The sequence below is a fragment of the Rhizobium tumorigenes genome (assembly GCF_003240565.2).
Lineage (GTDB): Bacteria > Pseudomonadota > Alphaproteobacteria > Rhizobiales > Rhizobiaceae > Rhizobium > Rhizobium tumorigenes.
Window position 1 is genome coordinate 727,398 of sequence record NZ_CP117255.1, and the last position, 17,134, is coordinate 744,531.

The following is a 17,134-nucleotide window of genomic DNA, read 5'->3' on the forward strand; positions in this document are numbered from 1 at the left end:
TGCAGGAACCCGATGACCGAAACAACCGATCTCTCAGACACCAACACGCAGGCGCAGGCCTTGAAGCAGACCCTCGACGACCTCGACAGCCGCTCACGGTCGTTCGGTTCGGCGCTCGGCAGCGCACTGGCGTCTGCCACCACCGGCGGCAAGGGGCTCGACGGCGTGTTGCAGGGTCTTGCCAGCCGACTGACCAACATCGCCCTGTCAGCCGGGTTGAAGCCGCTCGAAACGGCACTCGGCGGCGCTGCCGACAGCCTGAGCAGCGGCATCGGCAAGCTGTTCGGCTTTGCGAGGGGTGGCGTACCCGGGAACGTAACGGCCTTTGCCGACGGCGGTGTCGTCGCCTCGCCAACCTATTTTCCGATGGGCAGCGATCTCGGCCTGATGGGCGAGGCGGGCTCCGAAGCGATCCTGCCGCTGAAGCGCGGCTCCGACGGCTCGCTCGGGGTGGCGAGTTCAGGCGGCGGCGGTTCGTCCGTTGTCGTCAACATCACCACGCCGGATGTCCAGGGCTTCCAGAAAAGCCAGGCGCAGATTTCAGCCATGCTGGCGCGCACGGCACTGCGCGGCCAGCGCAATCTTTGAGGCTACCGATGACCCTCGCATTCCACGATATCCGCTTTCCGCTGCGCCTGTCGCTGGCCACCAGCGGCGGGCCGGTGCGGCGAACCGATATCGTCAACCTGTCGAACGGCCGCGAAAGCCGTAACAGCCGCTGGCGCGATGCCCGCCGCAGCTACGATGCCGGCTCGGGCGTCCGCTCTGTCGCCGATCTGTATGAGGTACTGGCATTCTTCGAGGCCCGCAGCGGCCAGCTCTCCGGCTTCCGGTTTCGCGATCCCATCGACTTCGCATCGGCACCGCCCGGCGCACCGCTGACGGCCTTCGACCAGCTAATCGGCACGGGTGACGGCACGACGACCAGTTTCGCGCTTACGAAGACCTATGCCGATATGGCCGGGCAGTCCGTGCGCGCAATCGCAAAGCCGGTGGCCGGCTCCGTGCTGGTGGCCGTCGGAGGCATCGCCGTTCCGCCCGCCGGCGTCTCCTGCGATCCGACGACAGGCATTGTCGTCTTTGCAAGCCACGCCATTCCGGCGGCGGGTGTTTTAGTGACCGCCGGTTTTGCCTTCGATGTCCCCGTACGATTTGCCATCGACCGCATCGATATCAGCCTGTCCGCCTTTCAGGCGGGCCGCATCCCTTCCATTCCCCTGGTGGAGATCTTGCCATGAGAACGATCGATCCGGCGCTGGCGGCCCATCTCGCCGGCGATGCCACAACGCTCTGCCATTGCTGGCGCGTCATCCGCCGCGACGGTATCGTTCTCGGCTTCACCGACCACGACCATGACCTTGATTTTCTGTATACACGTTATCTCGCAGCAAGCGGTTTTGCAGCCAGCGACGGCGAGGAACAGGCCGGATTGCCAGCAACCACAAGCGATGTCACCGGAGGTTTCTCCAGCGATGCCATTTCCGAGGCCGACCTCGCCGCCGGCCGCTACGACGCGGCTCGTGTCGAGGTCTATCTCGTCAACTGGTCCGCCCCCGACCAGCATCTCCTCCTGAAGGTGCAGGAGATCGGCGCTGTCACCCGCCAGATCGGCCAGTTCCAGGCGGAGTTGCGCAGCTTTGCCGCCCACCTTTCCGAGCCGCAGGGCCGCATCTACAACCGCCGCTGCGATGCCACCGTCGGCGACCCCAGGTGCGGCATCGATCTCGCCTTGCCGCAATACCGTGCCGAGGGACTTGTCTCCTCCGTGGAAGAAGCAACCAGGATGACGCTAACCGGCATTGCCGGGTTCGCCGACGGCTATTTCGCCCGAGGCAGCCTGGTCTTTCTCGATGGGCGAAACAGTGGCAAGGCCGCCGATGTCGATAGCCATTCGACCATCGGCGCGGTAACGCAACTGACCCTTTGGCTGCCCCTTTCAAACGCGCCCGAGATCGGCACCCGCGTTGCGCTGACGGCCGGCTGCGACAAGGCGTTCACCACCTGCCGCGCCAAGTTTGCCAATACTGCTAATTTTCGCGGCTGCCCGCACGTGCCGGGCGCCGACTTTGCCTACACCTATGCGGACGGTACGAGCCTGCACGACGGGAGCCCGTTGTTTCCATGAGCCAAGATGTTGCACGACAGGTGCTGGAGATTGCCGAAAGCTGGATTGGCACGCCCTACAGGCACCAGGGCGCCAACAAAGGCGTCGGGTGCGATTGCCTCGGTCTCGTCAGGGGTATCTGGCGCGAACTCTACGGCAAAGATCCGGAGTTGCCTCCTGCCTACGCGCAAGACTGGGCGGAGCGCAGCGGCGAAGAACGTCTATTGAACGCAGCGCTTCGGCATTTCGGACAATCCGGGTGCCTCGGAGATGCAAAGCCGGGCGATCTCCTTCTGTTTCGCTGGCGACCGGAGCATGCTGCCAAGCATGCCGGTATTCTCGATCATGCCGGACATTTCATCCACGCCTACGAACAGGCAGCCGTGATCCGCTCGCCATTCGTACCTTCCTGGCGCAGACGGGTGGCCGCCACCTTCCGCTTCCCGCCGCGTTAGACACACGCCCCGACTTGCAAAAGTCCTCAACCTTTAGTATTTTGAAGTGGTGAGCGAGGGGCTAACCTCGCTCACCGTTTGCCTACGCTATGATGTGGACCCGGACGGTTACAAACCAGCCCGTCCGGGTTTTTCTCACAGTAAGCGTGATGCTAAGTGGAAACCACCACATAACCTCACCTCCATGTTCGAGAGCAAGGCCTTTGCCAATGCCGGCGTAGCCAATGCTCGCCGACGCGCCGGCTGGTACGACGCTTTCTGCTTCTGCTCCCGATCTTTGACGACAATACAATTTAAAAGAGTATTTTCAAGTGCGGGGTTTCCCGGCGCTGACCTCCCTTGTCCAACTCAGCGAGATGTTCATGGCAACCATCCTCTTTCAGGCGGCGGGTGCTGCTCTCGGCAGTGTTTTCGGGCCGGTCGGCGCGATGATCGGCAGGGCCGCAGGTGCGTTGGCGGGCAGCGTCGTCGACAAGGCGCTGATCAACGGCAGCCGCACCGTTTCGGGTGCGAGAATGGCGACGGCGCGCATTCCGGGTGCCGACGAAGGGGCGGCAATCATCCGGCTCTACGGCACTGCGCGGCTGGGAGGCACCTTGATATGGGCGACCCGTTTCGAGGAGGAGGTCTCCACCGAGCGCTCCGGCGGCAAGTCGACCGGGTCGCGTGTCGAGACATTCCGCTATTTCGCCAACTTCGCCGTCGGCCTTTGCGAGGGACCCATCGCCTGCATCCGCCGCGTCTGGGCGGATGGCAAGGAGGTGGATCTGACCCAGATCGAGATGCGCGTCTACAGAGGCTCCGAAGACCAACTGGCGGATCCGCTGATCGAGGCCAAGCAGGGCGCAGGCCATGCACCGGCGTACCGGGGAATTGCCTACGTCGTCTTCGAACGACTGCCGCTCGATACATTCGGTAATCGCATTCCGCTGTTCCAGTTTGAGGTGGTGCGGCCGATCGGGCGCCTGGAGCGGCAGATCCGCGCGGTAACGATCATCCCGGGCTCGACAGAGCACGGTTACAGCACGACCCGGGTATCCGAAAAAACCGGTGCCGGCAGCATGCGCGCCATCAACCGCAACGTGTTGACGGCGGCGACCGATTGGCAGGCCTCGATCGACGAACTGACGGCGCTATGCCCCAATCTGAAAAGCGTCGCACTCGTCGTTGCCTGGTTTGGCACCGATCTGCGCGCCGGGCACTGCCGCATCGTTCCCGGCGTGGAGACGCTGGCCCGTGACAGCGAGAGCAGTCGGTGGTCCGTGTCGGGTATCGACCGCGCGGACGCCCATCTGATCAGCCTCATCGACGGTGCGCCTGCTTATGGCGGCACCCCGGATGACGCCAGCGTGTTGCAGGCAATCGCCGATCTCAGGCAGCGCGGGCTGGGCGTCTTCATCTACCCGTTCCTGATGATGGACATACCCGTCGGCAACGGGTTCCCGGATCCGGAAGGGGCAGGGGAGCAGGCGGCCTATCCGTGGCGTGGCCGGATCACCGCCTTCCCGGCGATCGGTCGGCCCGGCACAGCGGACCGGACAACTGTGGCAGGCGCACAGGTTGCGGCTTTTTGCGGTGCGGCCTCCTCGGCCGATTTTTCAAGGGACGGCGCGGCGGTCGCCTATCACGGCACGGACGAAGGTTACCGCCGCATGCTGCTGCACTACGCCCATCTGGCTATAGCGGCGGGTGGCGTTGACGGGTTCATCCTCGGTTCGGAACTTCGTGGGTTGACGCAACTGCGCGATGCCGGCGGCAGCTTTCCTTTCGTCCAGGCTCTTGCGACGATGGCGACGGACATCCGTGCCATCGTCGGCCCCACGACAAGGCTCACCTATGGCGCCGACTGGAGCGAATATTTCGGCTACCACCCGGACGACGGCTCAGGCGACGTCTATTTCCATCTCGACCCGCTGTGGGCCTCGCCGGATATCGACGCCGTCGGCATCGACAATTACATGCCGTTGTCCGACTGGCGCGACGATGACCTTGCAAAGGCCAATCCCGACGGCTTCCGCATCCAGGACGATCTTGCGGGCCTGGCGGCGGCAATCGACAGCGGCGAGGGCTTCGACTGGTACTACGCAAGCGCTGCCGACAGGATCGCCCGGCATCGGTCGTCGATTTCGGATGGCCTTGCGGCAAAGCCCTGGGTGTTTCGCTACAAGGACATCGGTAGCTGGTGGAGCAGCCTTCATTATGAGCGCGCCGGGGGTGTCGAGCGCACCACGCCGACAGCCTGGGTACCACAGGCAAAACCGATCTGGCTGACGGAGCTTGGATGCCCGGCAATCGACAAGGGCGCTAACCAACCGAACGTCTTTCTCGACCCGAAATCGGTGGAATCGGCGGCGCCCTATTTCTCCAACCGCATGCGTGCCGACAGCGTTCAGCGCCGCTTTCTCGAGGCCCATCACGATCATTGGGCCGGCTCCGGCATCGTCGATCCCGATCGCATTTTCGTTTGGACCTGGGATGCACGGCCTTATCCTGCTTTCCCTGTCGATACGGCGCTCTGGAGCGATGGGAGTAACTGGCGGACGGGGCACTGGCTGAACGGACGGCTTGGCGCCGGCACCCTTGCCGACGTTATCGCTGCCATACTGACAGACCAGAATTTCAGCGACTTCGATGTTTCCGAGGTGAGCGGAGACCTTTCCGGCTATGCCCAGGGAGACGTCACCTCCGCCCGCGACATGCTGACGCCGCTGCTTGAGGTCTTCCAAATCGACGTGATCGAGGATGGCCCGGTACTGCGGTTTCGCTCGAGGGCTGCCGCGAGCCTGGCTCCCATCCTCATCTGCGCTGTCGTCGACGTCGAAGGCCAACCGCTCTGGCAGGAAACGCGCGGCCATGACAGCGATTTCGCCGCCGAGGCTATCGTCACTTTCTACGACCCCCTGGCCGACTACGAGCAGGCCAGCGTCCGCTCGAGGCGGGCGCCCTCTGCATCGAATCGCGTGCTCCGCAACGATCTCGGCGCCGTCGTGCCGGAGGAGGCGGTGCTACAGGCAGCCGAAAACCTATTGCGCGACAACCGGGCCTCGCGCCGCTCGCTTACTCTTTCGCTATCCCCGACAGCCAGTCACCTCCAGCCGGGCGATGTGATTTCCCTGGCCGATGGCCCCGAAGGCCGCTTCCTGGTGACCCGCATCGAGGACGGTGCCGCGCGAAACATCGAAGCCCGCGAGTTCGCATCGCTTGCCGGCGGCGCGATCGCAGCCTCGACGCCGGTAAGGTCTGGCGGCGGCTCGGCTTCCGATGTCTTTGCGCCGGTCGTCGAACTGATGGACCTGCCGCAGTTCGAAAGCGGCTCGCCAAGCAATTTTGCATGCGGTGCCGTCTACGCCCGACCGTGGCGCACGACCGTCCTGTCCTCGTCACCATCCACCGAGGCGTTTGCCCGGCGCCTGATGCTCGACCGTCCGGCAAAGATAGGCTCGGTCGTGGCGCCACTATTTTCCGGCGTCAGCGGCCGGTTCGACTGGTCGCAGTCGCTCACCGTCGATCTTGCCTATGGCGGGCTGGAGTCGGCACTGAAGATCTCGGTGCTCAACGGCGCCAATCGCTTTGCCGTGCAAAGCGCAGCGGGGACATGGGAAATCGGGTCGTTCATAGAGGCGGAGGAAATTGTGCCTGGACGCTGGCGGCTGTCGGGCCTGCTGCGCGGGCTGGGGGGAACGGAGGATGCTACGGCGGCGGGCATTGCCACAGATGCTCCGTTCGTCATGCTCGACGCGGCCGTCAAGCCACTTGGTCTTGCCAGCGACGAGATGGGCCTGCAACTCAACTGGATCGCCGAGGCGCCGGGATCGAGCGACAGGGTGGGACCCATCGTCTTTGCCGGCGGTATCCGCGCCGAGACGCCACTCTCGCCGGTCCACATAGCTGGCAGCCGCAATGCGGACGGGGCGGCTGTCTTCACCTGGATACGCCGGGGCCGGATCGATGCGGACAGCTGGATACCGTCCGACATTGCCCTCGACGAGCCGACCGAGCGCTATCGTGTCGATCTCATGCAGGGCGCGGTGCTGAAACGGCGGGTCGAGGTCGTCACGGCCGGATGGACCTATTTGGCCAGCGACGAGCTCGCCGATTTCGGCGTGGCGCAGCCTCACCTTGAGATTGTCGTTTCGCAAATGGGCCAGCGGGTGCCGATCGGCATTCCGGCCGCTGCCGTCGTGGCAGTCTAGTTTTTAACCAGAGGAGAAGAGCATGGAAGACGGGAAACACTGGTACTTTTCAAAAACGATCTGGGGCGCGTTGCTGGCCATCGGATCGTCCGTCCTGCAGATGAAAGGGCTTCAGCTTGGCGCGGCGGACCAGGCGACGATCGTCAACTCCGCCGTTTCGATCGCCGGCGCGGTGGGCGGATTGCTCGCAGTCTACGGCCGCATCTCTGCCAGCACCGCGATCAAAGCCAGCTAGCCAACGCTGCTTTCGGGGAATGCCGTTCCCCATACAGGATGGGCATAGGATATCTATGCCCATTCATTTGCCATTCAGACGGCTTTGAGTAACTATTCGCTCACGTTATTGTCCCCCATGGAAGTTAATGAGCATGGCATCATCCTTGAGCGTAGCAGCGGTACTCGCCATGATGGCGGGATCGGCTGTGTTGCCGGTGACGACGCCGACGCTTGTCGCGCGAGCGAAGTCGGATTGCAGCGATGCGGCGTCTCAGGTGGTCGAGAAGACCGGCGGCCAGCTTCTGTCCGTTCAGCCTTCCGGCGACAGCTGCGTCATAACAGTTCTCGTTCAGGGCAATGGGGAGCGCCCGCGTAAGGTGACTGTAAAGGTTCCGATGTAGGAGGAGCCTTGTCAGGTATCGCGAATCGTTAGGAATTGGGCGGAAACATGCGCATTCTCGTAGTTGAAGACGACGTCACACTGAACCGGCAGCTTGCCGACGCGCTGAAAGAGGCAGGCTACGTCGTCGACGTCGCCTTTGATGGCGAAGAGGGACATTATCTCGGCGACACCGAGCCATACGACGCCATCATCCTCGACATCGGCCTGCCGGAAATGGACGGCATCACCATGCTCGAAAAGTGGCGTGCGTCCGGCAAGGGAATGCCGGTGCTGCTGCTGACGGCCCGCGACCGCTGGAGCGACAAGGTCGCTGGTATCGACGCCGGTGCGGATGACTATGTCGCCAAACCATTCCATGTCGAGGAAGTACTCGCCCGCATCCGTGCGCTCATCCGCCGGGCAGCCGGCCATTCCTCGTCTGAAATCACCTGCGGCCCGGTGCGGCTCGACACCAAGAGCTCCAAGGCGAGCGTCGACGGCAAGCCGCTGAAGCTCACCTCTCACGAGTATCGCCTGCTCGCCTATCTCATGCATCACAAGGGCGAAGTGGTCTCGCGCACCGAGCTGGTCGAGCACATGTACGATCAGGATTTCGATCGCGATTCCAACACCATCGAAGTGTTCGTGGGCCGCTTGCGCAAGAAAATGGGCGTTGATCTTATCGAAACGGTGCGGGGGTTGGGCTATCGCATTCAAGCGCCGACCAATGATAATTAAGTCTCTCACCGCCCGCGTCCTGCTGCTGACCACGATCTGGTCGGCCATGGCGCTGGTGGCCATCGGCTTCGTCATCTCGACCCTATACCGAAATAGCGCGGAGCGCGGTTTCCAGGACCTCTTGCGGGCGCAGCTTAATAACGTCATCAATTCCGTCACTATTGGCGAACAGGGCACGCTGGCAGGCAACCCACAACTCGGCGACCTGCGCTATGCCCAGCCGAAGACAGGCTGGTATTGGATCGTTGAGCCGCTAGGCACCTTCACGTCAGCGCCGTTGGTGTCCCCCTCGCTGGGTTCGGTTAACCTGCCGGTCCTGTCAGTGATGGAAGCGCCTTTCAACAAATCCTACGAACGCTACTACATCGTCACCGACAGCGTCGGCAACCGGGTCCAGGTGGCAGAGACGGAGATCGTGTTCGTCGAAGGGGATGGCCGTGCGGCACGGTTCCGGGTGACCGGCAATATCGGCGTCATCGAAGCCGATGTCGAAACCTTTTCCCACAGCCTCTATCTTGCGTTGGGCGTCTTCGGGATCGGCAGCCTGATCGTCAACGCGCTTGCCATTCTTTACGGCCTCAGGCCGCTCGACGAGGCGCGTGGTGCTCTCGAGCGCATCAGGGCTGGTGAAAGCGAGCGGCTGCAGGGCGATTTTCCACGCGAGATCCTACCGCTTGCCAACGAAGTCAATGCGCTGATCGACAGCAACCGCCGCATCGTCGAGCGCGCCCGCATGCAGGTCGGCAATCTCGCCCATTCGCTGAAGACACCGATCGCCGTCCTGCTCAACGAGTCGCGCGTACTAGACCAGTCGCACGGCGATCTCGTCAAAGGTCAGGCAGAGGCCATGCAGGGCCAGGTGCAGTCCTATCTCAACCGCGCTCGCATCGCTGCCCAGCGGGACTCCGTGCTCGCCCGGACGGAGGCCGAGCCGGCGCTAGAGCGTCTGGTGCGGGTGATGCGGCGGCTGAATACCGAGATCGAGTTCCAGCTCACTGTCTCCCCCGGTCTGGCACTGGCGATGGAGCAGCAGGATCTGGAGGAGACAGTGGGCAATCTGCTCGAGAACGCTGCCCGCTTTGCAAAGACGAAGGTGATCGTAACAGTTAGCGAAGCCGCCCCGGACGTGAAGGGTCTCGATCCCGCCCGGCGCCACTGGGTCGCGCTTACCGTCGATGACGATGGGCCGGGACTGGAGCCTGATCAGATCCGCGAGGCGATGAAACGGGGCCGCCGTCTCGACGAGACGAAGCCCGGCACAGGCCTTGGCCTGTCGATCGTCAGCGAGATCACTGCGGAGTATCAGGGGCTGCTGACCCTCTCGCGCGGCAGCGCGGGTGGATTGCAGGCAGCCTTAATTCTGCCGGGCATCGTAAAGGATGTTGCGTGAGCGACGGCATGATGACAGAAAGATCATACGCGCCATGGGGATGCCCTGTGGAGACCGCGGAAAGATATTTTATTTTTTTGGCAGTTAATTCTGGTTCGGTTGCATGAAGCTTGGCATTTCCTCTTTGACCGCTGCCGTCCTCCTGGCTGCCCTGTCCCTGTCTGGCTGCGGCACCACGGCCGGAAAAGGCGCCTTGGCGCGCCTGTCGCCGATCAAGAGCAACTCTTCGGCGACCTTCATTACCGCGCTTGACGGCGGGATTATCGGCAATACCGGGCTGACGATCAGCGACAGCGACAAGCAGCGCGCACTGGAAGCGGAGTATCGCGCCCTGGAGGCAGCTCCGGGCGGCCAGCCAGTGGTCTGGAGCGGCCGTACGATGAGCGGCCAGGTGGTTGCCGCTGCACCCTACCAGGTGGGATCGCAGAATTGCCGCCAGTACACGCATACTGTCTCTGTCGACGGCAAGCAGACTGTCGCACGCGGCTCCGCCTGCCGCAACGACAACGGCACCTGGACACCGCTGGAATAAGTTTTCGGTCTATTCAGGAAATGAGAGCGTCAGGCTCTCCGTATCCAGCACAGCGTCGCGGCCGATCGGAACGACGAGCGGCGACATGCCGTGCCCTAGCGGCAGTCCCCCGAGAACCGGAACGCCCAGCGTTTCGAGATGCTCCCTCAGAATATCGATGGCAGACATTGCCTGCGTCGTCTCGAACCCGGTGAACTGGCCAAGCGCTACTCCAGCCACGCCCTTAAGGTGTCCCGCCTTGCGGAGCATTGTGAATTGGCGATCCAGTTGCCCACGCATCATGTTGACTGCCTCTAGCAACAGGATGGCGCCAGCAAGCGGTGGCAGTGCCCAGCCCGCAGTCGTTGCCACCATATCGAGATTGCCGCCGATGAGCGGACCCCTTACATGGCCGGGCGTGGTGAGTACCGCAGTCAGTTCCTCCGGTCGCGAACGGATGGAGGCATAACCCGGCAGCATCAGCGCATGGTGCATTGCGCGGCAATTTTCCGAATCGAGCGCTCCGTCGGCATTCCGCATGACGGCACCGTGGAGACCGGCCAGACCGCAGTGGCGATAAAGGCTGAGATGCAGCGCGGTGATGTCGCTGAAGCCGACCATGAATTTCGGATCCCTACGGACGGCATCGAAGTCGAGCCGGTCGGCGATACGGTAGGCGCCCTTGCCACCACGCGTCGCGAAAATCGCGCGAATCCCCGGATCTCTGAATGCGGCGTTGACGTCGGCAAGCCGGTCGTCGTCTTCGCCGGCAAGATATCCTTTTTTATCGAAGATATGGTCGCCGAACTCGACCTGCAGCCCCCAGCCTTCCAGGATCGCGGTCTGGGCAAGCACGCTCGCTCGCTCCGGAGGGCTGGCCGGCGAAACGAGCCGGACTCTGTCGCCAACCCTCAACTTCGGTGGGATGACAGCCATCGGTACCTCCCGTCGCGTGGCATGATGCGCAAGACTTAGCGGCGATGGTACGGCCTCGCAAGCGGCTGCAAAATCCCGGCATGATTGCGCCTCACTGCGCCTTTAGGATGCTTGCGACCAATCGCCTCAAATCTCTGCGATTATCGCTTTGGCGATTGGAATGTGCTGGCCGTTCAAGTATTGGGATTCCATGTTGTTCTGGATCATCGTCGCCGTCCTGACGGCCAGTGTCGGCGCTGTTTTGCTCAGGCCGTTGTTGCGCGGCGCGCAGGCGGTAGCGCTTGGCCGCGAGGGCGAAGCCGCCGTCTACCGGGACCAACTTGCCGAACTCGACCGCGATCTTGCCGCGGGGTCCATTACCGCCGATCAGGCAGGTTATGCCCGGGCTGAAATCGGCCGTCGTCTGCTCGCAGTTTCGGCTGCTCCAGAGAGGACGCGGCCGGCGCAGACCGGACGCAAGACCTACCGGTTGGCGCAGGCTTTCATCATCGTTCTTCTGCCTGCCCTCGGGCTCTGTCTTTACTTGCGGACCGGCGATCCCGGTCTGCCGTCGCAGCCGCTCCAGGCAAGGCTCGACAATCCCGGCAACGACATGGCCATTCTGGTCGCCAAGGCCGAGCGCCATCTGGCAGAACACCCGGATGACGGAAAAGGCTGGGATGTTCTTGCGCCGATCTATTTCAGGACAATGCGGCTGCTCGATGCCGAGGTCGCCTATCGCAACGCGATAAGGCTGCTGGGGCCGACACCCGATCGGCTTGGTAACCTTGCCGACACGCTGATGGCTGCCTCCGACGGCATGGTCACTGCGCAAGCCCGCGATGTGCTGCAGCAATCGATACAACTGGAGCCCGACAACCCGCGCGCCCGGTTTTACCTGGCGCTGGCTTTCGAGCAGGAAGGCAAGGTGGAAGAGGCGAGAAATGCCTTCGCCGCCCTTGCCAGCCAATCTCCGGCGGATGCGCCCTGGCTGCCTGTTGTCAACGAGCATATCGCCAAGAACGGCGGCACGCCTTCAGCCCCGAAGACTGCGGACGCGAAGAGCCCCGATCCGAAGGCGCCCGGCGGCCCCGATGCCGCACAAGTTGCTGCTGCCCAGACAATGGACGCCGGCGACCGCCAGCAGATGATCAGGGGCATGGTCGACACGCTGGATGCCAAGCTCCGGCAGGACCCGGACAATTTCGAAGGCTGGATACGGCTGATACGCTCCTATGCCGTGCTGAACGACAAGGAGCGTGCGGCCGATGCGCTGAAACGCGGACTAGTGGCTTTCCCGGCCAGCGGCGAGAAGGGCCAGCAACTCGCCGCCCTCGCAACCCAGCTGGGTCTTCCTCTTGAAGGTGCCACGCCATGACCCGCAAGCAGAAACGCCTGGCCGTCATCGGTGGCGGCATGAGCTTCATCATCGCGGCTGTGCTGCTGGTGATGTTCGCCTTCAGCCAGTCAGTCGCCTATTTCTACATGCCCGGCGACCTCGCCAAGAAGCCGGTCGGGCCCGGCACGTTGATCAGGCTCGGCGGCCTGGTCGGCGAGGGGTCGGTGGTGCGCGGCGAGGGGACGACGGTGCAGTTTGCCGTCACCGACGGCAGCGACGCCATCAAGGTCCGCTACACCGGCATCCTGCCCGATCTGTTCCGAGAGGGGCAGGGCGTCGTCACGGAGGGTCGTTTCGAGCCGGGTGACGATGTTTTCGTTGCCGACACGGTGCTGGCCAAGCATGATGAGCGCTACATGCCCAAGCAGGTTGCCGACCGCCTGAAGAAGGACGGCGTCTGGAAGGGCGAGGAGGCCAGCAAATGATCATCGAGCTCGGGCACTATGCGCTGGTTCTGGCCTTGGCCACTGCCATCATTGTCGCGACCCTGCCGATGGTCGGTGCGCGCAGGCTCGATCAGGCCATGATGGACGTGGCGAGGCCAGGCTCGATCCTGCTGTTTGCGCTGGTGGCATTTTCGTTCAGTGTACTGACCTACGCCCATGTCGTCTCCGACTTCTCGGTCGCCAATGTCTGGGAAAATTCCCACTCGCTGGTGCCGATGGTCTTCAAGGTGTCTGGTGTCTGGGGCAATCACGAGGGATCGATGATGCTCTGGCTGCTGATCCTCGCCCTGTTCAGCGCGCTTGTCGCCTTGTTCGGCCGCAATCTGCCGGACACGCTGCGCGCCAACGTATTGTCCGTCCAGGCGTGGATTTCGGTGGCATTCCTGTTCTTCATCCTTTTGACCTCCAATCCCTTTACCCGCCTCGACCCGGCGCCCGCCGAGGGCAAGGATCTGAACCCGGTGCTGCAGGACATTGGCCTCGCCATCCATCCGCCGCTGCTCTATCTCGGCTATGTCGGCTTCTCCGTCTGTTTCTCCTTTGCCGTGGCCGCGCTGATCGAGGGCCGCATCGACGCTGCCTGGGCGCGATGGGTGCGGCCGTGGACGCTGGCGGCCTGGACGTGTCTCACCGCAGGCATCGCCATGGGCTCCTATTGGGCCTATTACGAGCTCGGCTGGGGCGGCTGGTGGTTCTGGGATCCGGTCGAAAACGCCTCGTTCATGCCGTGGCTTGCCGGAACCGCGCTGCTGCATTCGGCGCTGGTCATGGAAAAGCGCGATGCGCTGAAGATCTGGACGGTGCTGCTGGCGATCCTGACATTCTCCCTTTCGCTGCTCGGCACGTTCCTCGTGCGCTCAGGCGTTCTTACCTCCGTGCACGCCTTTGCCAGCGACCCGACGCGCGGCGTGTTCATTCTCTGCATCCTGCTGATCTTCATCGGCGGTGCGCTGTCGCTTTTCGCCTTCCGCGCGCCGCGCCTGACGTCCGGTGGGCTTTTCGCGCCGATCTCGCGTGAAGGGGCGCTGGTGCTGAACAACCTCATCCTCACAGTATCCTGCGGAACGGTGCTCACCGGCACACTGTATCCGCTGGCGCTGGAAACGCTGACCGACGACAAGATCTCCGTCGGCCCTCCCTTCTTCAACCTGACCTTCGGCCTTTTGATGATCCCGCTGCTGCTGGCCGTCCCCTTCGGACCGCTGCTCGCGTGGAAGCGCGGCGACTTGCTGGGCGCCTTCCAGCGTCTCTATACGGCGGCGGGCCTTGCTTTCGTCGCGGCGCTGGTGCTCTTTTATGTGCAGCACGGAGGGCCCGTGATGGCCGTTCTCGGCCTTGCCGCCGGCCTGTTCCTGATTTTCGGCGCCGCAACGGATCTCTGGTTTCGGGCCGGCATAGGCAAGGTTGCCGCTGATGTGGCGTGGCGTCGCTTTGCCGGCCTGCCGCGATCCGCCTTTGGCTCGGCGCTCGCCCATGCCGGACTTGGCGTCACTGTGCTCGGCATCGTCGCCGTCAGCACCTTCCAGACTGAAAACATCCTCGACATGAAGCCCGGATCCACCACGGAACTCGGCGGTTACAGCCTGCATTTCGACGGCATGAAGCCCGGCATCGGTCCCAATTTCACCGAGGATCGCGGCACCTTCACCGTCAGCCGCGGCGGTGTCGCCGTCGCCACCGTCTCGTCGGCCAAACGCATCTTCACCGCCCGCAAGAGCGCCACCACCGAAGCGGGGATCCTGACCTTCGGCCTCAGCCAGCTCTACGTCTCTCTCGGCGACGCCGGCGCCAATGGCAGCATCGTCGTGCGCATCTGGTGGAAGCCGCTGATCGTCTGCATCTGGGGTGGCGCCATCATCATGGCGCTCGGTGGCATGGTCTCGCTCAGCGACCGCCGCTTGCGGGTGGGAGCGCCCAGCCGTCGGTCCAAGCCGGTGCGGGTCGCGATGGAGCCGGCGGAATGAGGTTGCTGCGGGCATACCCCCCTCTGTCGGCTGCGCCGACATCTCCCCCACAGGGGGGGAGATCATTCTTTTCCGTATTCGGCTCTAACGTCTCGGCTAATCTCCCCCCTTGTGGGGTAGATGTCCCGAAGGGACAGAGGGGGGCTCTCGCCGCAATCGCGATACTCCTGGTCCTCATGCTGTTCCCTGTGGCGGCCTTTGCCGTCAATCCGGACGAGGTATTGCCCGATCCAGGTCTCGAGGCGCGGGCGCGGGCGATCTCGACCGAACTGCGCTGCATGGTCTGCCAGAACCAGTCTATCGACGATTCCAACGCGGATCTTGCCCGCGACCTTCGCCTGCTGGTGCGCAAGCGGCTGACGGATGGCGACAGCGACCGGCAAGTGCTGGATTACATCGTTTCCCGCTATGGCGAGTTCGTGCTGCTGAAGCCGCGGCTCAGTGAAAAGACCTATGTGCTCTGGGGCGCCCCTATTGTCCTCATGGGTGTCGGCGGCCTCGCCATGGCACTTTTCGTCCGTAGCCGTCGCGGCAAGCCGACCGGCACAGGTCTGACTCCTGACGAGGAAGCGCGTCTCGAGGAATTGCTCGGCAAGTGACGTTCCGGTTTCTTCACCCTCCCGGAAACATTCTGCAACATTACCAACATTTCATGGGCCGGACAGTTCACCGTAACGTGCAAGATCCTATATCCTTTCCATCAACTGATCGCCGCTGACCCCACGGTGCCAGTCCAGACGAAAGAGAAGGTAACGCACATGTTCGAGACCATCAAAGGCCGCCTGACGCGCAGCACTGCCTTGAAGGCTTCCGCTGTCGCCGGCATCGCTATTGCCGCCCTGGCGACTGGCGTCCCAGCCGTGATTTCCAATTCCTATGCAGATGCCGTGGTCGTCCAGGCGCCGCAGGTTCCAAGCTTCGCTAATGTCGTCGATGCCGTGTCTCCCGCCGTCGTGTCGGTGCGTGTCGAGTCCCGCGTCAACCCGGCAGCTGCCGAAGAAGACGACAGCTTTGGCCTCGGTCGCGGCTTTGACGACCTGCCGGACGATCATCCTCTGAAGAAGTTCTTCAAGCAGTTCGGCCAGCAGCCGAACGGCAAGGGCATGCAGGGCGAGCAGCAGAAGCCGAACGCCGACAAGGGTCGCCTGCGTCCGGTCGCCCAGGGCTCGGGCTTCTTTATCTCCGAGGACGGCTACCTCGTCACCAACAACCATGTCGTCTCCGACGGCGCTGCCTTCGTCGTCGTGCTCAGCGATGGTACCGAACTCGACGCCAAGCTGATCGGCAAGGATCCGCGTACCGATCTTGCCGTGCTCAAGGTCGACGACAAGCGCAAGTTCACCTACGTCAAATGGGCTGACGACGAGAAGGTTCGCGTTGGCGACTGGGTCGTCGCTGTCGGCAATCCCTTCGGTCTCGGCGGCACTGTCACCGCCGGTATCATTTCCGCCCGCGGCCGCGACATTGGCTCCGGCCCTTATGACGACTATCTCCAGGTCGATGCGGCCGTGAACAAGGGCAACTCCGGTGGCCCGACCTTCAACCTCAGCGGCGAAGTCGTCGGCATTAACACGGCCATCTTCTCGCCGTCCGGCGGCAGCGTCGGCATCGCGTTCGCCATCCCGTCGACGACCGCCAAGGATGTCGTCGCCGACCTGATCAAGACAGGCTCCGTCTCGCGCGGCTGGCTTGGCGTGCAGATCCAGCCCGTCAGCAAGGACATTGCCGAATCGCTCGGACTTTCCGAGGCAGCCGGTGCGCTTGTCGTGTCGCCGCAGGAAGGTTCGCCGGGCCAGAAGGCCGGTATCAAGAATGGCGACGTAGTGACCGCAGTCAACGGCGAGCCGATCAAGGACCCGCGCGATCTCGCACGCCGCATCGGTGCCATGGCGCCGGGCAAGAAGGTCGAGGTCGCCATCTGGCGCAACGGCAAGTCGCAGTCGGTCACCGTCGATCTCGGAACCTTGCCTGCCGAGCAGAAGGCATCGGCCGACGGCAACAATGCGCCGCAGGCAGAACCGCAGCAGCCAGCCTCGGAAAAGGCGCTTACCGATCTTGGCCTCACCGTCGGTCCGTCCGACGATGGCAAGGGTGTCGCGATCACCGGCGTCAATCCGGACTCCGACGCTGCCGACAAGGGCGTGAAGGAAGGCGAGAAGATCACCTCGGTCAACAACCAGGAGGTCGCCAACGCCCAGGATATCGCCAAGGTCATTACTCAGGCGAAGAAGGACGGCCGCACCCGCGCGCTCTTCCAGATCCAGTCGGATAACGGCAGCCGCTTCGTGGCTCTGCCGCTCAGCCAGGGCTGATCGCGGTTAAAGTAACGTGGAGGAAGCCGTGCAAGCCCCCGCCTGCACGGCTTCCTTGTTTTCAAAGCAACCATGGGTGAAATCATGACCACCGGTAGCCAGCCAAAAT

At 63.2% G+C, this 17,134-nt stretch carries 16 protein-coding genes; 15 read left to right on the plus strand and 1 reads right to left on the minus strand.

Annotation, left to right across the window (positions count from 1 at the left end; all coding sequences use genetic code 11):
- The first annotated feature begins 12 nt into the window (after positions 1 to 12).
- From PR017_RS03615 to PR017_RS03660, 10 genes are all read left to right on the plus strand, one after another.
- Positions 13 to 588, plus strand: a complete 576-nt coding sequence (locus tag PR017_RS03615; RefSeq protein ID WP_111220339.1) for a phage tail tape measure protein — start codon at positions 13 to 15, stop codon at positions 586 to 588.
- An 8-nt stretch (positions 589 to 596) separates the two neighbouring features.
- Positions 597 to 1,238 carry a TIGR02217 family protein gene (locus PR017_RS03620; RefSeq protein ID WP_111220340.1) on the plus strand — a complete coding sequence of 214 codons (642 nt, stop codon included), beginning with the start codon at positions 597 to 599 and terminating at the stop codon, positions 1,236 to 1,238.
- Positions 1,235 to 2,125: a DUF2163 domain-containing protein gene (locus PR017_RS03625; RefSeq protein WP_111220341.1), complete on the plus strand. Its 891-nt coding sequence runs from the start codon at positions 1,235 to 1,237 to the stop codon at positions 2,123 to 2,125. The genes PR017_RS03620 and PR017_RS03625 overlap by 4 nt, the downstream gene beginning before the upstream one ends.
- Positions 2,122 to 2,559 carry an NlpC/P60 family protein gene (locus PR017_RS03630; protein WP_111220342.1) on the plus strand — a complete coding sequence of 146 codons (438 nt, stop codon included), beginning with the start codon at positions 2,122 to 2,124 and terminating at the stop codon, positions 2,557 to 2,559. The genes PR017_RS03625 and PR017_RS03630 overlap by 4 nt, the downstream gene beginning before the upstream one ends.
- A 362-nt stretch (positions 2,560 to 2,921) precedes the next feature.
- Positions 2,922 to 6,752 carry a baseplate multidomain protein megatron gene (locus PR017_RS03635; RefSeq protein ID WP_111220343.1) on the plus strand — a complete coding sequence of 1,277 codons (3,831 nt, stop codon included), beginning with the start codon at positions 2,922 to 2,924 and terminating at the stop codon, positions 6,750 to 6,752.
- Between the two features lie 22 nt (positions 6,753 to 6,774).
- Positions 6,775 to 6,987 carry a hypothetical protein gene (locus PR017_RS03640; protein ID WP_111220344.1) on the plus strand — a complete coding sequence of 71 codons (213 nt, stop codon included), beginning with the start codon at positions 6,775 to 6,777 and terminating at the stop codon, positions 6,985 to 6,987.
- A 133-nt stretch (positions 6,988 to 7,120) separates the two neighbouring features.
- A complete protein-coding gene (locus PR017_RS03645) occupies positions 7,121 to 7,369 on the plus strand; it encodes a hypothetical protein (protein ID WP_111220775.1) in 249 nt (82 codons plus the stop codon).
- A gap of 47 nt (positions 7,370 to 7,416) precedes the next feature.
- Positions 7,417 to 8,088, plus strand: coding sequence for a response regulator transcription factor (locus PR017_RS03650; RefSeq protein WP_111220345.1), 672 nt, complete (start codon positions 7,417 to 7,419; stop codon positions 8,086 to 8,088).
- Positions 8,078 to 9,478, plus strand: a complete 1,401-nt coding sequence (locus tag PR017_RS03655; protein ID WP_111220346.1) for a sensor histidine kinase — start codon at positions 8,078 to 8,080, stop codon at positions 9,476 to 9,478. The genes PR017_RS03650 and PR017_RS03655 overlap by 11 nt, the downstream gene beginning before the upstream one ends.
- A 103-nt stretch (positions 9,479 to 9,581) precedes the next feature.
- Positions 9,582 to 10,010: a hypothetical protein gene (locus PR017_RS03660; protein WP_111220347.1), complete on the plus strand. Its 429-nt coding sequence runs from the start codon at positions 9,582 to 9,584 to the stop codon at positions 10,008 to 10,010.
- A 9-nt stretch (positions 10,011 to 10,019) separates the two neighbouring features.
- Here PR017_RS03660 and PR017_RS03665 read toward each other — a convergent pair whose 3' ends face one another.
- Positions 10,020 to 10,925: a S66 peptidase family protein gene (locus PR017_RS03665; protein ID WP_111220348.1), complete on the minus strand. Its 906-nt coding sequence runs from the start codon at positions 10,923 to 10,925 to the stop codon at positions 10,020 to 10,022.
- A 190-nt stretch (positions 10,926 to 11,115) separates the two neighbouring features.
- Here PR017_RS03665 and ccmI point away from each other — a divergent pair, with 190 nt between their 5' ends.
- From ccmI to PR017_RS03690, 5 genes are all read left to right on the plus strand, one after another.
- Positions 11,116 to 12,282 (plus strand): c-type cytochrome biogenesis protein CcmI, encoded by a 1,167-nt coding sequence (ccmI, locus tag PR017_RS03670; protein ID WP_111220776.1) that lies wholly within the window; start codon positions 11,116 to 11,118, stop codon positions 12,280 to 12,282.
- The gene (gene ccmE, locus PR017_RS03675; RefSeq protein ID WP_111220349.1) at positions 12,279 to 12,728 is read left to right on the plus strand and encodes a cytochrome c maturation protein CcmE; all 450 of its coding nucleotides are present in this window, start codon (positions 12,279 to 12,281) and stop codon (positions 12,726 to 12,728) included. Before ccmI ends, ccmE begins: the two co-directional genes overlap by 4 nt.
- Positions 12,725 to 14,713 carry a heme lyase CcmF/NrfE family subunit gene (locus PR017_RS03680; RefSeq protein WP_111220350.1) on the plus strand — a complete coding sequence of 663 codons (1,989 nt, stop codon included), beginning with the start codon at positions 12,725 to 12,727 and terminating at the stop codon, positions 14,711 to 14,713. Before ccmE ends, PR017_RS03680 begins: the two co-directional genes overlap by 4 nt.
- 176 nt (positions 14,714 to 14,889) lie before the next feature.
- Positions 14,890 to 15,312, plus strand: coding sequence for a cytochrome c-type biogenesis protein (locus PR017_RS03685; RefSeq protein ID WP_111220351.1), 423 nt, complete (start codon positions 14,890 to 14,892; stop codon positions 15,310 to 15,312).
- Between the two features lie 159 nt (positions 15,313 to 15,471).
- On the plus strand, positions 15,472 to 17,025 hold the full coding sequence (locus PR017_RS03690) for a Do family serine endopeptidase (protein WP_111220352.1): 1,554 nt from the start codon (positions 15,472 to 15,474) through the stop codon (positions 17,023 to 17,025).
- Positions 17,026 to 17,134: the final 109 nt, after the last annotated feature.

What these genes read in the sequence shown, in the direction of transcription:
- PR017_RS03660 (WP_111220347.1), top strand. Translation starts at nt 9,582, where the DNA reads ATGAAGCTTGGCATTTCCTCTTTGACCGCTGCCGTCCTCCTGGCTGCC.
- PR017_RS03630 (WP_111220342.1), top strand. Translation starts at nt 2,122, where the DNA reads ATGAGCCAAGATGTTGCACGACAGGTGCTGGAGATTGCCGAAAGCTGG.
- PR017_RS03625 (WP_111220341.1), top strand. Translation starts at nt 1,235, where the DNA reads ATGAGAACGATCGATCCGGCGCTGGCGGCCCATCTCGCCGGCGATGCC.
- ccmI (WP_111220776.1), top strand. Translation starts at nt 11,116, where the DNA reads ATGTTGTTCTGGATCATCGTCGCCGTCCTGACGGCCAGTGTCGGCGCT.
- PR017_RS03645 (WP_111220775.1), top strand. Translation starts at nt 7,121, where the DNA reads ATGGCATCATCCTTGAGCGTAGCAGCGGTACTCGCCATGATGGCGGGA.
- PR017_RS03685 (WP_111220351.1), top strand. Translation starts at nt 14,890, where the DNA reads ATGCTGTTCCCTGTGGCGGCCTTTGCCGTCAATCCGGACGAGGTATTG.
- PR017_RS03690 (WP_111220352.1), top strand. Translation starts at nt 15,472, where the DNA reads ATGTTCGAGACCATCAAAGGCCGCCTGACGCGCAGCACTGCCTTGAAG.
- PR017_RS03680 (WP_111220350.1), top strand. Translation starts at nt 12,725, where the DNA reads ATGATCATCGAGCTCGGGCACTATGCGCTGGTTCTGGCCTTGGCCACT.
- PR017_RS03650 (WP_111220345.1), top strand. Translation starts at nt 7,417, where the DNA reads ATGCGCATTCTCGTAGTTGAAGACGACGTCACACTGAACCGGCAGCTT.
- PR017_RS03635 (WP_111220343.1), top strand. Translation starts at nt 2,922, where the DNA reads ATGGCAACCATCCTCTTTCAGGCGGCGGGTGCTGCTCTCGGCAGTGTT.
- PR017_RS03640 (WP_111220344.1), top strand. Translation starts at nt 6,775, where the DNA reads ATGGAAGACGGGAAACACTGGTACTTTTCAAAAACGATCTGGGGCGCG.
- PR017_RS03615 (WP_111220339.1), top strand. Translation starts at nt 13, where the DNA reads ATGACCGAAACAACCGATCTCTCAGACACCAACACGCAGGCGCAGGCC.
- PR017_RS03620 (WP_111220340.1), top strand. Translation starts at nt 597, where the DNA reads ATGACCCTCGCATTCCACGATATCCGCTTTCCGCTGCGCCTGTCGCTG.
- PR017_RS03665 (WP_111220348.1), bottom strand. Translation starts at nt 10,925, where the DNA reads ATGGCTGTCATCCCACCGAAGTTGAGGGTTGGCGACAGAGTCCGGCTC.
- ccmE (WP_111220349.1), top strand. Translation starts at nt 12,279, where the DNA reads ATGACCCGCAAGCAGAAACGCCTGGCCGTCATCGGTGGCGGCATGAGC.
- PR017_RS03655 (WP_111220346.1), top strand. Translation starts at nt 8,078, where the DNA reads ATGATAATTAAGTCTCTCACCGCCCGCGTCCTGCTGCTGACCACGATC.